We start from the raw sequence: 14,026 nt of genomic DNA on the forward strand, positions 1-14,026 counted from the left end.
TTGCCTGTTCGACTCCCGCATTGAATGCCTGTTGATGCATGTGTGACCGGTGAGGTCACGAACAAAGCCCCCGGATGTCCGAGGGCTTGGGTCATTTCGAGGATTATCCGGCTTTTTTCAACTCAGCGGCCGGATTTGAACTCGGTCCACAGCCGCGTCTGAAGACGCTGGATCTCCGGCGGCAGCGGCTTGAGCAGGAACATCGTCTTGATGACGTCCTGCGGCGGATAGACGGCCGGATCGTTCGCGACGTCCTTGTCCACGTACTTGCGCGCTTCAGCGTTGGCGCTAGGGTAGTACACGGCATTGGTGATCGCGGCGTGGACCTGCGGCGTCTCGATGTAGTTGATCCACTGGAGCGCGGCGTCCTTGTTCTTCGCGTCCTTCGGAATGGCCATCACGTCGAACCAGATCGGCGCACCGCCCTTCGGAATGTAGTAGTCGATCTTGTATGGCTTCTTCGCCTCGAGCGCGCGATGCTTGGCGATCACCACATCGCCCGACCAGCCGTACGCGAAGCAGATATCGCCGCCGACCATATCGTTGATATAGCCCGACGAGTTGAACTGGGTGATGTACGGGCGGATCTTCTTGAGCATCGCCAGCGCTTCGCGATAATCGGCCGGATTCGTGCTCATCGGATCCTTGCCGATGTAGTGCAGCGCCGCCGCGAACATCTGATCCGGCGCATCGAGCACGGACACGCCGCAGGCCTTCAGCTTCTTGATGTTCTCCGGCTTGAAGAGAATGTCCCAATTGGCGAGATCGACGTTGTTGCCGAGAATCTTCTTCGCCTTGTCGACGTTGTAGCCGAGACCGGTCGTGCCGTACGCCCAGGGCACGGCGAACTTGTTGTCGGGATCCGCGCCCGCGACGAGCTTCATCAGGTCGGGATCGAGATACTTGAGATTCGGAATCTTCGACTTGTCGAGCGGCGCGAAAATGCCGGCGGCGATCTGCTTGCCCGCGTAATTGCTGGTCGGCACGACGATGTCATAGCCCGAGTTGCCCGTCAGCAGCTTGGCCTGAAGCGTGTCGTCGCTGTCATAGTTGTCGTACTTGACCTTGATTCCGCTCTGCTTTTCGAAATTGGGAATCGTGTCCTTGGCAATGTAGTCTGACCAGTTGTACACGTTGAGCTGCTTGTCCGCCGCCGATGCCGCGAGCGGCGTCAGCATCGCCACGCAAGCCAGCGCGCCGGCGAGCTTGGCCAACTTAGGGGCCAACTTCGCCACGGGGGTTGTCACCTTCTCGTTCATCTCGATTCTCCCTTGTTCCGACTTTTTACGGCGTCGTGCCGCGGAACCGCGCAATCGTACGGTCCGCAACCCCATCAAAAACCCGAAAACTACCATTAAACCGGGGCACGACAAAAAAACAGATGCACCGCCTGTCGCACAAAATGCACATGAGCCGGGCGCGAGCGGGCAAAAGTCTTGTCGCGTGCGGCGGAGCGTGCGGGCGTCCTCGTAAAGAGCGCGCATTTTAGCCCCTAACGCAGCGTGTCGGGACCCAATAAAACCACACTCGTCAAACGGGCACGACATGATGACGGGCCGTTGTAATGTCATTATTCGTGACGGGGGTTTTCTGGTCGTCGAACGGATGTCCGGCTGTGCCCGATAAAGTCCCCACAGCTTACGAATAGCCAGCGGAACGCACGTTGCTAGCCATTTCGTCGTTGCGACGCGCGGTTCTCCGACCTCGCGCCGCATCCACAAACCGGCAACGCGCGCTGACTGTCGCCCATGCTCCGATGGGCTCGCCGCGCCGCTGCATCGCTATTCGAGGCCGTCAGCTTGAACACCAATCCGTCCGCGCTTGCCCAACTTTCCGCCGCGAAGCCCGACGCGTCCGCGCTTGTCGAACGACGCGGCGAGCCGCCGCGCAAACCGCGCGGACGCTGGACATCCTTCGCGGGTGCGGGCGCGCTGGTCGCGGTAGGCTATATGGATCCCGGCAACTGGGCGACGGCGCTCGGCAGCGGTGCGCGCTACGGCTATCAGTTGCTGTCGGTCGTGCTGCTCGCGAGCCTGATGGGGATGCTGCTGCAATGGGTCGCATCGCGCGTCGGCGTGGTCACGGGACGCGATCTCGCGCAACTGTGCCGCGAGCGCTACAGCCGGCGCACGACGCTGCTGCTGTGGATCGCCTGCGAAATCGCGATCATCGCCTGCGACGTGGCCGAAGTGGTCGGCAGCGCCGTCGCCTTGCAGATGCTGTTCGGCCTGTCGCTGACGATGGGCGTGCTCGTATCCGCCGTCGGCACCTTCGCGATGCTCGCGCTGCAAAGCCGCGGCCAGCGGACGCTGCAACGCGCGGTGACGGCGCTGATCCTGTTCGTCGGCATCTGTTTCGTCGTGGAACTGGCGCTGGCGCTTCCGGTGTGGTCGGAGGCCTTCGCGGGTTTCGCGCCGCCGCGCGAGTTGCTGCGCGACGCCGGCATGCTCTGGCTCGCGGCCGGCGTGCTCGGCGCGACCGTCATGCCGCACAACCTCTATCTGCACTCGGCGCTGGTGAAGGACCACGTTCCGACGCGCGACGACGACAGCATCGGCGACGCGCTGCGCGGCGTGAACATCGACACGTTCGCGTCGCTCGGACTGGCGTTTATCCTCAACGTGTCGCTGCTGATCGTCGCGGCGGCCGTGTTCCATGCGGGCGGCTACACGCAGGTCGACGATCTCGCCGACGCGCATCGCCTGATCGCGCCGCTGGTCGGCAGCCATTGGGCCGGCATCGCGTTCGCCGCTGCCTTGCTGGCCTGCGGCCTCAACGCGACCGTGACGGGGACGCTGGCCGGTCAGGCGGTGATGGAAGGCTTCCTGCGTCTTCGGATGGCGCGCTGGACGCGTGCGCTGCTCACGCGCGCGCTTGCGATCGGTCCGGCGTTGGCGGCGGTGGCGAGCTTCGGTCAGCACGGATCCAACGCGCTGCTGGTCGCGACGCAAGTCGTGCTGAGCCTGCAATTGCCGCTCGCGGTGATTCCGCTGGTGCGCTTCGCATCGGATGCGCGGTTGATGGGACGATGGCGCGTCGTCCGCGTGCCGCTCGCGCTCGCGTGGCTCTGCGCGGGCGTGATCGTCGTGCTGAATGGGACGCTGCTGTGGCAGGCCCTCGCGGCGGGTTAATACTTTTTAGGCGGATCGCAAGGTAGCAGGCATCAGGATTGCTACCGGCTTTCGATTGCCCTAATCGATCGATCGTCATGCCCGCCTGTTAGCGCGCGCATCGGCGGCACCAACTCGCATCGCGCGCGGCGACCTCGGAGCGCTCGCGCGTCTGCGGTCGCCGCGTGTCGTTCGGGTGAACCACAGGACGCTAATTACATGGCTCATCGCCTTCGACCGCCCGCTTTCACCGCGCTGCTTTTTACCCTGACCGTCACTTCGAACGCGCATGCCACCGTCGCCGTGCTGCAACTGGCGCGTGAAGCCGCCGCATCGCAGCCGCTGGAACTGACGCTGCTCTACACCGACGACGACAAGAAGCCCTTGAGCATCGACGTGCCGAAGCAGCTTACGGTGAATCTGACCAACGGCGATTTGCCGCCCGCCCCGCTGCAACTGACGCGCGATGCATCGGTGCCCGATCGTCTGCGGCTCGCGCCGGGGCAATATCGGCGCGTGAAGTACTCCGCGCCGTGGCCCGAATCGGCGCGCGGCACGATCAAGATCGACCCGGTCGGATTCGATGCATCGCCGATGCTCGTGCTGCTCAATCGCGGCGAGAATCAGACGCAGGTCGCGGCGGCCGAGCATCGCGAATCGCAGGCGACGACGCCCGCGCAGCTCGCCTCCGCGACGGCCGCCGCCAACACCGCCGCCGTCCCGACGACGACGCAGGACACGATGCTCTCCGGCCGCTTCTCGAGCTTCGAGCCGACCTATTTCGCCGACGGCAAGAACGGCGATCAACTGGCGAAGTTCCAGTTCAGCTTCAAATACCGTCTGCATCTGCCCGACGATCCGCGTTCGAGCGGCTTTCTCGACAACCTGTACTTCGGCTATACGCAGACCGCCATCTGGAATCTTTCGGCCGATTCAGTGCCGTTCCGCGATATCAGCTTCCAGCCGCAACTGTTCTATTACGTCGAGGACACGGGCGTGAAGAGTCCGCTGTTCACGCGCATGGGCGTGGCGGCGGGTATCGGGCACGAATCGAACGGCAAGGGAGGCGACGAATCGCGCGCGATCAATATCGTCTTCGTGCGCCCGACCTGGGAATTCGGCGACCTCAACGACAACCATCTGACGCTGTCGCCGAAGTTCTATTACTACTTGTCGAAGAGCGGGAATCAGGATATCGCCGACTATCGCGGCTACGCCGACTTTCTGATCAAGTACGGCAGCCCGGACGGCTGGCAGCTTGCGACCACGTTGCGCAAGGGGACGAAGCACTGGTACGGCAGCGTCGATGCTAACCTGACCTATCCGCTGGCGAAACTCGTCGGCAGCGCGTGGGGCGGGTATCTGTTCGTGAGCTATTTCAACGGATACGGTGAGGACATTCTCGATTACAACCAGCGTCGTCACTGGATCGCGCGAATCGGCTACAGTATCACCCGCTGAGTTTTTTTACGATTTCGCCACATCGCCCGCCGATGCGGCCCCGAGTGAGCTTTATGGCGTCGAATCTTCACGATCTTCCGGATAGTCCCTGCATCGGCGTGTGCTCCACGCTGTTCGACGATGTCTGCAAAGGCTGCGGCCGCACGGCGGGCGAAGTGTCCAACTGGGTGTTTCTCTCCGATGAGGAGAAACGCGCGATATGGGAACGCATCACGCGCGAAGGCACGGCGATGCGGTTTCGGTACGACAAGATTTGAGGCGTCCGAAATTCGAGGCGTCCAAATATGAAAAAAGCCGCTCGCGCGGCTTTTTTCATGCTTGCGGCAGGGAAACTTACTGAATCCCCTGACTCGACAGAAAGTCTTCGTAATTCCCGCCGAAGTCGCGCAGCGTGCCGTCGGTTTTCACTTCGATGATCCGGTCCGCCAGTCCGCTCACGAACTCGCGATCGTGCGACACGAAAATCAGCGTGCCTTCGAACTTCTCCAGCGCGATCTGCAGCGATTCGATCGATTCCATGTCCATGTGGTTGGTCGGCTCGTCCATCAGCAGCACGTTGTGGCGGCCGAGCATCAGCTTGCCCCAGATCATACGGCCTTTCTCGCCGCCCGACAGCACCTTGACGTTCTTCTTGATGTCGTCCGCATTGAACAGCAGTCGGCCAAGCGTGCCACGCATCATCTGCTCGTCGTCGCCTTCCTTGCGATACTGGTCGATCCAGTCCGTCAGCGTCTCGTCTTTCGGAAACTCTTCGTACGTGTCCTGCGGCATATAGCCGACGTTCGCGTTTTCGGCCCACTTCACGCTGCCGTGATCCAGATCGAGCGCGCCCTTCAGCGACTTCAAGAGCGTCGTCTTGCCCGCGCCGTTTTCGCCGATGATCGCGATCCGCTCGCCCGGCTGCACGCTCAGGTTGAAGTTCTGGAAGATCGTGCGCTCGTACTTCTTCGTGATGTCTTCCGCGACCACCGCGATGTTGTGCAGCTTCTTCTCGTACTCGAAGCGGATGAACGGATTCTGGCGCGACGACGGCTTGAATTCCTCGATCTTGATCTTGTCGATCATCTTGAGACGGCTGGTGGCCTGACGCGCCTTCGACTTGTTGGCCGAGAAGCGGCGCACGAAGTCCTGCAGATCGGCCACGCGCTCCTTGGCCTTCTGGTTGGCCGCCTGCTGACGCTCGCGCGCCTGGGTGGAAGCCAGCATGTAGTCGTCGTAGTTGCCCGGCCAGACCTTCAGCGTGCCGTAATCCATGTCCGCCATGTGCGTGCAGACCTGGTTCAGGAAGTGTCGATCGTGGGAGATGATGATCATCGTCGAGTTGTACTGGTTGAGCACGTCTTCCAGCCAACGGATCGAGTTGATGTCGAGGTTGTTGGTCGGCTCGTCCAGCAGCAGCACGTCGGGCTTCGAGAACAGCGCCTGCGCGAGCAGCACGCGCAGCTTCCAGCCTGGCGCCACGTTGCTCATCGGCCCGTTGTGATCGCTGATGTCGATACCGATGCCCAGCAGCAGTTCGCCCGCGCGCGCTTCGGCCGTGTAGCCGTCGTATTCGGCGAATTTCGCTTCGAGGTCGGCGGCGCGCATGTAGTCGTCGTCGGTCGCGTCGGGGTTGGCGTAGATCGCGTCGCGCTCGGTCATCGCGGCCCACATTTCGGTGTGGCCCATCATCACGACGTCGAGCACGCGCATGTCTTCGTAGGCGAACTGATCCTGACGCAGCTTGCCCAGACGGATGTTCGGTTCGAGCATCACGTTGCCGGACGACGGTTCGAGGTCGCTGCCCAAAATCTTCATGAAGGTCGACTTGCCGCAGCCGTTGGCGCCGATCAGGCCATAGCGGTTGCCTTCGCCGAACTTGACCGAGATGTTCTCGAAGAGGGGCTTGGGCCCGAATTGCATGGTGATATTGGCGGTAGACAGCACGGCGCGTCCTTTTGAATGGGGTACGACGAAAAACCTGAGATTTTAACAGCTTTTAGCGGTGTTTTGAGCCGCCGAGGCGCGATCCGGGCGCGCCTCGGCGTGCCTACGCCTAAGGTAACCGGACCAAAAAACAACGGGGCGCGGCCTCGAGAGCCGCGCCCCGCGCGCGATTCCGCTCAGGTCCGCTCGACGATATACGCCTTCACCACAGCCGCCTCTGCCGGGACGATATCGAACCTTTGTGGCAGTTTTTCAAGTCCCGCGAACGCCGCCGGACGCTCCGGCTCGCGATTGAGCGCCTCGCGGATCGTTTCGCCGAATTTGATCGGCTGCGCGGTTTCGAGGACGATCATCGGCACGCCGGGCTTCAGATTCTCGCGCGCGACCTTCACGCCGTCGGCGGTGTGCGTGTCGATCATCGTGTCGTAGCGTTCGAACACGTCGCGGATCGTCTTCACGCGGTCGTCGTGATCGCTGCGGCCCGACACGAAGCCGAATTCCTTCACGCGCGCGAAATCGCCGCTCGCCATCAGGTCGAAACCGCCCTTCTCCTCGACGTCGCGGAACAGTTGCAGCACGCGCGCCGGATCGCGGCCGAGCAGGTCGTACACGAAGCGCTCGAAGTTCGACGCCTTAGAGATATCCATGCTCGGGCTGGTCGTGTGATACGTCTCCGCTGCCCCGCGCACGCGATACACGCCGGTCCTGAAAAACTCGTCGAGCACGTCGTTTTCATTGGTCGCGACGACGAGCTGATCGATCGGCAGACCCATCATGCGCGCGATATGCCCCGCGCACACATTGCCGAAATTGCCCGACGGCACCGTGAACGACACGCGTTCGTCGTTGCTCTTCGTCGCGGCGAAATAGCCCTTGAAGTAGTACACGACCTGCGCCACGACGCGCGCCCAGTTGATCGAATTGACCGTGCCGATCTTGTGCTTCGCCTTGTAGGCGTGATCGTTCGACACCGCTTTCACGATGTCCTGGCAATGATCGAAATTGCCCTCGACCGCCAGATTGAAGATGTTCGGATCCTGCAGCGAGAACATCTGCGCGGTCTGGAACGCGCTCATCTTCTTGTGCGGCGACAGCATGAACACGCGCACGCCGGTCTTGCCGCGCATCGCGTATTCGGCGGCGCTGCCGGTATCGCCCGACGTCGCGCCGAGGATGTTCAGCGTCTCGCCGTGCTTCGCCAGCGCGTACTCGAACAGATTGCCGAGCAGTTGCATCGCCATGTCCTTGAAGGCGAGCGTCGGGCCGTTCGACAGTTCAAGCAGCGAGATCGGCGTGCCGTTCTCGACGCCGAGCGTCTTGAGCGGCGTGATCTGCGAGGCGCTTTCTTCGTGGCGCACGTTGCTGTAGACCTGCGCCGTATACGTCTTGCGCGTCAGCGAGCGCAGGTCTTCGGCGGGAATGTCGTCGCTGAATTTGGACAGCACTTCGAACGCGAGGTCCGCGTAGGACAGCGTGCGCCAGCGCACGAGTTCGTCGGCGGATACGCGCGGATACTCGTTCGGCAAATACAGGCCGCCATCCTTGGCGAGACCGCCGAGCAGGATGTCGGAAAACGTGTGGCGCTCGTTGGAGCCTGCGCCGCGCGTCGAGATGTAGTTCATGTCGCTTGACCGTCCTGGGTTAGTTCAGTGCCGCCATGCGCAGCTTCGTCACCTTCGAGACCACCGTGGAAAGCGCTTCGATTTCGGCGATGGCCGCGTTCGCGTTCTTTTCCAGCGTCTCGTGCGTGATGAGGATGATGTCCGTCTCGCCCTTGTTCGCGCCGCCGACTTCTTCCGATTCCTTCTGCAAAAGAGCATCGATGGAGATGCCCTTCTCGGCGAGAATGCGCGTGATGTTGGCGAGCACGCCCGTCACGTCCGCGACGCGCAGACGCAGGTAATAGCCGCTCGTCACGTCGTCGATCGGCAGGATCGGCGTGTTCGACAACGCGTCCGGCTGGAACGCCAGATGCGGCACGCGATGCTCCGGATCCGCCGTATGCAGACGCGTCACGTCGACGAGATCGGCGACGACCGCCGACGCCGTCGGTTCCGCGCCCGCGCCCTTGCCGTAGTACAGCGTGGTGCCGACCGCGTCGCCGTGCACGACGACCGCGTTCATCGCGCCTTCGACGGTCGCCAGCAGACGCTTTTCCGGCACCAGCGTCGGATGCGTGCGCAACTCGATGCCCTTCTCCGTACGCCGCGCGATCCCGAGCAGCTTGATGCGGTAACCGAGGTCTTCCGCGTACTTGATATCGATCGCCGCCAGCTTGCTGATGCCTTCCACATACGCGCGATCGAACTGCACCGGCACGCCGAACGCGATCGCGCTCATGATCGTGACCTTGTGCGCGGCGTCGACGCCTTCGATATCGAAAGTCGGATCGGCTTCGGCATAGCCCAGCTCTTGCGCGGCCTTCAAGGCGGTCGCGAAGTCCAGACCGCGATCGCGCATCTCCGAAAGAATGTAGTTCGTCGTGCCGTTGATGATGCCCGCGATGTACTCGATGCGGTTCGCCGTCAGCCCTTCGCGCAGCGCCTTGATGATCGGAATGCCGCCCGCCACCGCCGCCTCGAACGCGACCATCACGCCCTTGGCGCGCGCCGCCTGGAAAATCTCCGTGCCATGCACGGCGAGCAGCGCCTTGTTGGCCGTCACCACATGCTTGCCGTTGGCGATCGCCCGCAGCACGAGATCGCGCGCGAAGCCGGTGCCGCCGATCATCTCGCACACGATGTCGATGGAAGGATCGTCGACGACCGCGCCGAAGTCGTCCGTCACCGCGATGCCTTCGTCCTTCGCGACCTGCGCCTTCGACGGCATGCGCACCGCAACCCGCGAAATTTCGATGCCGCGACCCGCGCGTCGTTTGATTTCTTCCTGGTTGCGGCGCAGCACCGTGAAGGTGCCGCTGCCCACCGTGCCGAAGCCCAAGAGTCCTACTTTGATCGGTTCCATGCAGCGTGCTTCTATAAAAGAGAATTAAGCGGAATGTCGTTTGCGATAGCCGTCGAGGAACCGCGCGATGCGGTTGATCGAATCCGCGAGATCGTCGAGGTTCGGCAGGAACACGACGCGGAAGTGATCCGGCGTCGGCCAGTTGAAGCCGGTGCCCTGCACGAGCAGCGTGCGCTCTTCGAGCAGCAGATCGGTGATGAACTGCTGGTCGTCCTGAATCGGATAAATCTTCGGATCGAGCTTCGGGAACATGTAGAGCGCCGCCTGCGGCTTTACGCACGAGACGCCCGGAATGGCCGTGAGCATGTCATACGCAAGTTCGCGCTGCTTGTAGAGGCGTCCGCCTGGCACGATCAGATCGTTGATGCTCTGATAGCCGCCGAGCGCCGTCTGAATCGCGTATTGGCCGGGGACGTTGGGGCACAGGCGCATCGACGCGAGAATGCCGAGCCCTTCGAGATAATCCTTCGCGCGGCGGCGGTTTTCTTCGATGAGACCGGAAATCGCCATCCAGCCGGCACGATAACCGCACGAACGGTAGCTTTTCGACAGACTGTTGAACGTGACGGTGAGCACGTCCTCCGAGAGCGCGGCCATCGACGTATGCTCTTTTCCGTCGTAGACGATCTTGTCGTAGACCTCGTCGGCGAAGATGATCAGGCCGTGCGTGCGCGCGATCGCAATCAGCTCGCGCAGCAGTTCGTCCGAGTACAGCGCGCCGGTCGGGTTGTTCGGGTTGATGACGACGAGCGCCTTGGTGTTCGGCGTGATCTTCGCGCGGATGTCGTTGAGATCGGGCATCCAGCCGTTGCTTTCGTCGCACATGTAATGCACGGGCGTCCCCGCCGACAGACTGACGGCCGCCGTCCACAGCGGATAATCCGGCGCCGGCAGCAGCACTTCGTCGCCGTCGTTGAGCAGCGCCTGCATCGCCATGACGATCAGTTCCGACGCGCCGTTGCCGATGAAAATATCGTCCAGTTCGACGCCCGCGACGCCCTTCTCCTGCGTGTAATGCATGATCGCCTTGCGCGCGGCGAACACGCCTTTCGAATCCGAGTAGCCCGACGAGCCGGGCAGATTGCGGATCATGTCCTGAATGATCTCGTCCGGCGCCTCGAAGCCGAACGCCGCCAGATTGCCGATATTCAGCTTGATGATGCGATGGCCTTCTTCCTCGAGACGCTTGGCGTGTTCGAGCACGGGCCCGCGAATGTCGTAGCAGACGTTTTGCAGCTTGTTGGATTTGAGAATCGGTTTCACGGCTGACTCTGGAGATGGCGACGGAAGAAAAGCGTTATTCGAATTCGGTCGATGCGGGCGATCGAGGCGCGCCGGGCAAGGCGGCGACTCCCGCGCACCGCCCGAAAGTATCGGCGAAAGGCGCCGAACAGGCAAAAGGAGTGTTGCTGCACCGTGCCGGCGAGCGCCCGGAGATGCCGTATGCGCGCGGGCCCGAACGTTGAGTGCCTCGCCTGGTAAGGCGCGGGCGCGTAAGCCAGTTTTTGACGGCGTTGCGTGCGAGGCGGCTTGTGGCGGCACGCGGGCGCAATCTCGGATTCGGCCTCGCTCGAGTGACGCTCAGCGAACCCGGCGACCGAAAAGTTATAATTTACTGATTATGTCCCGGTTCCGCAATGCACCAAAGGACAGCGCGGGACGCCGCGCGCGGTGCACGGGGCACCCGCGCCGCGTTTGCGCGCCGGGCTCACCTCTTCCCTGCCGGATCACCGTTTTGAAACTTCATCAGGAAGACAACAACGCGCTCAACACGATCACGAGCTACGGAGACGATTTCGTGGCGATCAACCTGCAACGGCACGAAGGCAGCGTCATCGTCATGCCCGATACGCTCGAACAGTGGCCGGTGTCGTCGTTCGATGCCCTCGCGCCCGAGCACTTCGACGCGCTCGTCGCGGCGGCGCCCGAGGTGGTCATTTTCGGCAGCGGGTCGAAACTGCGCTTTCCGCATCCGCGCCTGACCGCGCAACTGGCGAAACACCGCATCGGCATGGAGACGATGGACTTCGGCGCCGCGTGCCGCACCTATAACATCCTGATGTCCGAGGGACGACGCGTGGCGGCGGCGCTGCTGATCGAGGGCTGAGCGCGGAAAACGCGCGCCGGCTAAGGAAACCCTAAGGAAACGCGGGCCACAATCCGGCTCCCGTCGGCCGTGCGCGTGATGCGCGCCGTGGCGGGATCCGCGCGGGTGTGCCCCATTTTGACGTATTCGGTCCGGGCGTGCGATACACTCCCGCGCGGCAGAGTCGGCGGGCGTGCCGCCGGACTTCATTCACTAGGCTGCTTTCCGGGCGCGGCGACCCGCGGACGGCATCGCCGTGCCATTTCGTAATAACAGCGCCGCGTCGCGGCATCGGATAGGTCGACTTCATGAACGATACGCCTTCGCGGCTACCGCTCACACGTCTCTCGCTCATTCTTCTGGTTCTCGCCCTCGCGGCCGTCTGGTTCATCCCGCTCGGCTGGCGTCATCTCGTGCCGAGCGACGAAGGCCGTTACGCCGAAATGGCGCGTGAGATGTTCGTCACCGGCGACTGGATCACGCCGCGTTACAACGGCTACAAGTATTTCGAGAAACCGCCCCTGCAGACCTGGGCGAACGCGCTGACCTTCGCGTGGTTCGGCATCGGCGAATGGCAGGCGCGGCTCTATACGGCGCTGACGGGCTTCGCGGGCGTCCTGCTGCTGGGCTATACCGGCACGCGCGTGTTCAACGCGATGACCGGTTTCGCGGCCGCGGTGATCCTCGCGACCTGCCCGTACTGGAACCTGATGGGCCACTTCAACACGCTCGACATGGCCCTGTCGTTCTGGATGGAGCTGTCGCTGTGCGCGCTGCTGCTCGCCCAGCGGCCGAACCTGCCGACGCGCCAGGTCCGCCTGTGGATGTGGCTCTGCTGGGCCGCGATGGGCGCGGCGGTGCTCTCGAAAGGCCTCGTCGGCCTGATTCTGCCGGGCCCGGTGCTGGTGCTGTATTCGCTGATCGCGCGCAACTGGGCGCTGTGGAAGCGTCTCTATATCGGCAGCGGGCTGATCGTCTTTCTGATCGTGGCCGCGCCGTGGTTCGTGCTGGTGCAGATGAAGAATCCCGAGTTCTTCAACTTCTTCTTTATCGTCCAGCAGTTCGAGCGTTATCTGACGCCCGCGCAGAATCGTCCCGGCCCGTTCTATTACTTCGTGCCGGTGCTGATCGTCGGTTTTCTGCCGTGGCTGTCGATCGTGTTCCAGAGCATGCGTCACGCGGTGAAAACGCCGCGCCAGCCCAACGGCTTCGCGCCCGTCACGATGCTGCTGGTCTGGTCCGCGTTCATCTTTTTGTTCTTCAGCGCGTCGCATTCCAAGCTGCTTTCCTATACTTTGCCGATCGCGCCGTCGATCGCGCAGGTGATCGGCCTGTATCTGCCGACGCTTGCAAAACCGCAGTACCGCATGCATCTGATCGGCTACGCGGTGTTTCTGATCGCGGCGGCGTTCGGGGTGATTTTCCTCGGCCGCGCGGGCAGCGCGAATACGCCGAATGCGCTGTATCGCGAATATCAGGTGTGGGTGTGGGCGGCGCTGGCGGTCGCTTTCGTGGTGACGATCTTCGCGCTCTGGCTGAATCGGCGCAGCGTGCTGGCGGGCGCGGCGGGACTGGGCGCGGCGTGGCTGCTGCTGGGCACCATCGCTGGAACCGGGCATGACGTGTTCGGCACGGACAGTTCGGGCGTGAAGCTCGTGCCGGCCGTGAAGGCCGCGATGGCGAAGCTTCCGGCCGACACGCCCTTCTATTCGATCGCCAAGCTGGATCACACCATGCCGTTCTACCTCGATCACACGATGATCATGGTGCAGGAGTCCGACGAGCTGACCTTCGGCGTGCAGACGGAGCCGCAAAAGTGGGTGCCGACCATCGACGAATGGATCAAACGTTGGGATGCGGAACGCTACGCGCTCGCGCTGATGCCACCGTCGCGCTACGACGACCTCGAAAAGCGCCACGTACCGATGCAGCTGATCGCCCGCGACGCCCGCCGCGTGATCGTCGAGAAGCCGCAGCCGTGATCGCGACCCGACCTGCTTCGCACCGAACCGCCGCCGGACAGCACGACCGTTCGTCATCCGGCCACGAAACCAGTATCCTTGAAGAGCACCCACCGAGCGCGCGATGAATCCGATTTCCTTCATTTGCATCATCATCGGCGTTTTGTTGAACGCGGTCGCGCAGTTGCTGCTCAAGGCGGGCGTCAACACGGTCGGGCATTTCGACATCACGCCGGCGAACATTGTGCCGGTCGGTTTCAAGATCGCGACGCAATGGCCCATCATCGGCGGGCTGACGTGTTACGTGTTCAGCGTCGTCGTGTGGATCGTCGGGCTGTCGCGGGTGGACGTGTCCATCGCCTATCCGATGCTCTCGCTCGGCTATGTCGTCAACGCGTTCGCCGCGTGGTATCTGTTCGGCGAGGTGCTCTCGATGCAGCGGCTGATCGGCATCGGCATCATTCTCGTCGGCGTGGCCGTGCTGGCGCGCGGCTGAAGGCACGCCGCCCGCGCGACGC

At 62.8% G+C, this 14,026-nt stretch carries 12 protein-coding genes; 7 read left to right on the forward strand and 5 right to left on the reverse strand.

Annotated elements, in window-relative coordinates:
- Positions 1-122 precede the first annotated feature (122 nt).
- Positions 123-1,178, reverse strand: coding sequence for a polyamine ABC transporter substrate-binding protein (locus tag BVER_RS05855; protein WP_050452502.1), 1,056 nt, complete (start codon positions 1,176-1,178; stop codon positions 123-125).
- A 621-nt stretch (positions 1,179-1,799) separates the two neighbouring features.
- Between BVER_RS05855 and BVER_RS05860 the strand changes: the two genes are divergently transcribed.
- The 3 genes from BVER_RS05860 (at position 1,800) to BVER_RS05870 (ending at position 4,828) form a co-directional block, all read left to right on the forward strand.
- On the forward strand, positions 1,800-3,131 hold the full coding sequence (locus tag BVER_RS05860) for an Nramp family divalent metal transporter (protein WP_083452055.1): 1,332 nt from the start codon (positions 1,800-1,802) through the stop codon (positions 3,129-3,131).
- Positions 3,132-3,329: 198 nt separating this feature from the next.
- Positions 3,330-4,571, forward strand: a complete 1,242-nt coding sequence (locus tag BVER_RS05865; protein ID WP_083452056.1) for a phospholipase A — start codon at positions 3,330-3,332, stop codon at positions 4,569-4,571.
- Positions 4,572-4,624: 53 nt separating this feature from the next.
- Entirely contained in the window at positions 4,625-4,828 is a 204-nt protein-coding gene (locus tag BVER_RS05870; RefSeq protein ID WP_050452481.1) for a DUF1289 domain-containing protein, read from the forward strand.
- Positions 4,829-4,904: 76 nt separating this feature from the next.
- On the opposite strand, the gene BVER_RS05875 is transcribed toward BVER_RS05870, so the two are convergent.
- The 4 genes from BVER_RS05875 to BVER_RS05890 all read right to left on the reverse strand — a co-directional run bounded on the left by BVER_RS05875 (position 4,905) and on the right by BVER_RS05890 (position 10,724).
- Complete coding sequence (locus BVER_RS05875; protein ID WP_050452482.1) at positions 4,905-6,497, reverse strand: ABC-F family ATPase; 1,593 nt, start codon at positions 6,495-6,497, stop codon at positions 4,905-4,907.
- 176 nt (positions 6,498-6,673) lie between these two features.
- Positions 6,674-8,119, reverse strand: a complete 1,446-nt coding sequence (gene thrC / locus BVER_RS05880; RefSeq protein WP_050452483.1) for a threonine synthase — start codon at positions 8,117-8,119, stop codon at positions 6,674-6,676.
- A 19-nt stretch (positions 8,120-8,138) separates the two neighbouring features.
- Positions 8,139-9,461 carry a homoserine dehydrogenase gene (locus tag BVER_RS05885; protein ID WP_050452484.1) on the reverse strand — a complete coding sequence of 441 codons (1,323 nt, stop codon included), beginning with the start codon at positions 9,459-9,461 and terminating at the stop codon, positions 8,139-8,141.
- A 24-nt stretch (positions 9,462-9,485) separates the two neighbouring features.
- Positions 9,486-10,724, reverse strand: a complete 1,239-nt coding sequence (locus BVER_RS05890) for a pyridoxal phosphate-dependent aminotransferase (protein WP_050452485.1) — start codon at positions 10,722-10,724, stop codon at positions 9,486-9,488.
- A gap of 14 nt (positions 10,725-10,738) precedes the next feature.
- Here BVER_RS05890 and BVER_RS05895 point away from each other — a divergent pair, with 14 nt between their 5' ends.
- The 4 genes from BVER_RS05895 to BVER_RS05910 all read left to right on the forward strand — a co-directional run bounded on the left by BVER_RS05895 (position 10,739) and on the right by BVER_RS05910 (position 14,004).
- Entirely contained in the window at positions 10,739-10,927 is a 189-nt protein-coding gene (locus tag BVER_RS05895) for a hypothetical protein (protein ID WP_050452486.1), read from the forward strand.
- 269 nt (positions 10,928-11,196) lie between these two features.
- Positions 11,197-11,568 (forward strand): Mth938-like domain-containing protein, encoded by a 372-nt coding sequence (locus BVER_RS05900; RefSeq protein ID WP_050452487.1) that lies wholly within the window; start codon positions 11,197-11,199, stop codon positions 11,566-11,568.
- Positions 11,569-11,855: 287 nt separating this feature from the next.
- Complete coding sequence (locus BVER_RS05905; protein WP_050452488.1) at positions 11,856-13,529, forward strand: glycosyltransferase family 39 protein; 1,674 nt, start codon at positions 11,856-11,858, stop codon at positions 13,527-13,529.
- A 103-nt stretch (positions 13,530-13,632) separates the two neighbouring features.
- Entirely contained in the window at positions 13,633-14,004 is a 372-nt protein-coding gene (locus BVER_RS05910; protein ID WP_050452489.1) for an SMR family transporter, read from the forward strand.
- Positions 14,005-14,026: the final 22 nt, after the last annotated feature.

Origin of the sequence: Candidatus Burkholderia verschuerenii (assembly GCF_001189365.1) — a bacterium.
GTDB lineage: Bacteria > Pseudomonadota > Gammaproteobacteria > Burkholderiales > Burkholderiaceae > Caballeronia > Caballeronia verschuerenii.

What these genes read in the sequence shown, in the direction of transcription:
- BVER_RS05910 (WP_050452489.1), top strand. Translation starts at nt 13,633, where the DNA reads ATGAATCCGATTTCCTTCATTTGCATCATCATCGGCGTTTTGTTGAAC.
- thrC (WP_050452483.1), bottom strand. Translation starts at nt 8,119, where the DNA reads ATGAACTACATCTCGACGCGCGGCGCAGGCTCCAACGAGCGCCACACG.
- BVER_RS05870 (WP_050452481.1), top strand. Translation starts at nt 4,625, where the DNA reads ATGGCGTCGAATCTTCACGATCTTCCGGATAGTCCCTGCATCGGCGTG.
- BVER_RS05885 (WP_050452484.1), bottom strand. Translation starts at nt 9,461, where the DNA reads ATGGAACCGATCAAAGTAGGACTCTTGGGCTTCGGCACGGTGGGCAGC.
- BVER_RS05865 (WP_083452056.1), top strand. Translation starts at nt 3,330, where the DNA reads ATGGCTCATCGCCTTCGACCGCCCGCTTTCACCGCGCTGCTTTTTACC.
- BVER_RS05895 (WP_050452486.1), top strand. Translation starts at nt 10,739, where the DNA reads ATGGCGACGGAAGAAAAGCGTTATTCGAATTCGGTCGATGCGGGCGAT.
- BVER_RS05855 (WP_050452502.1), bottom strand. Translation starts at nt 1,178, where the DNA reads ATGCTGACGCCGCTCGCGGCATCGGCGGCGGACAAGCAGCTCAACGTG.
- BVER_RS05905 (WP_050452488.1), top strand. Translation starts at nt 11,856, where the DNA reads ATGAACGATACGCCTTCGCGGCTACCGCTCACACGTCTCTCGCTCATT.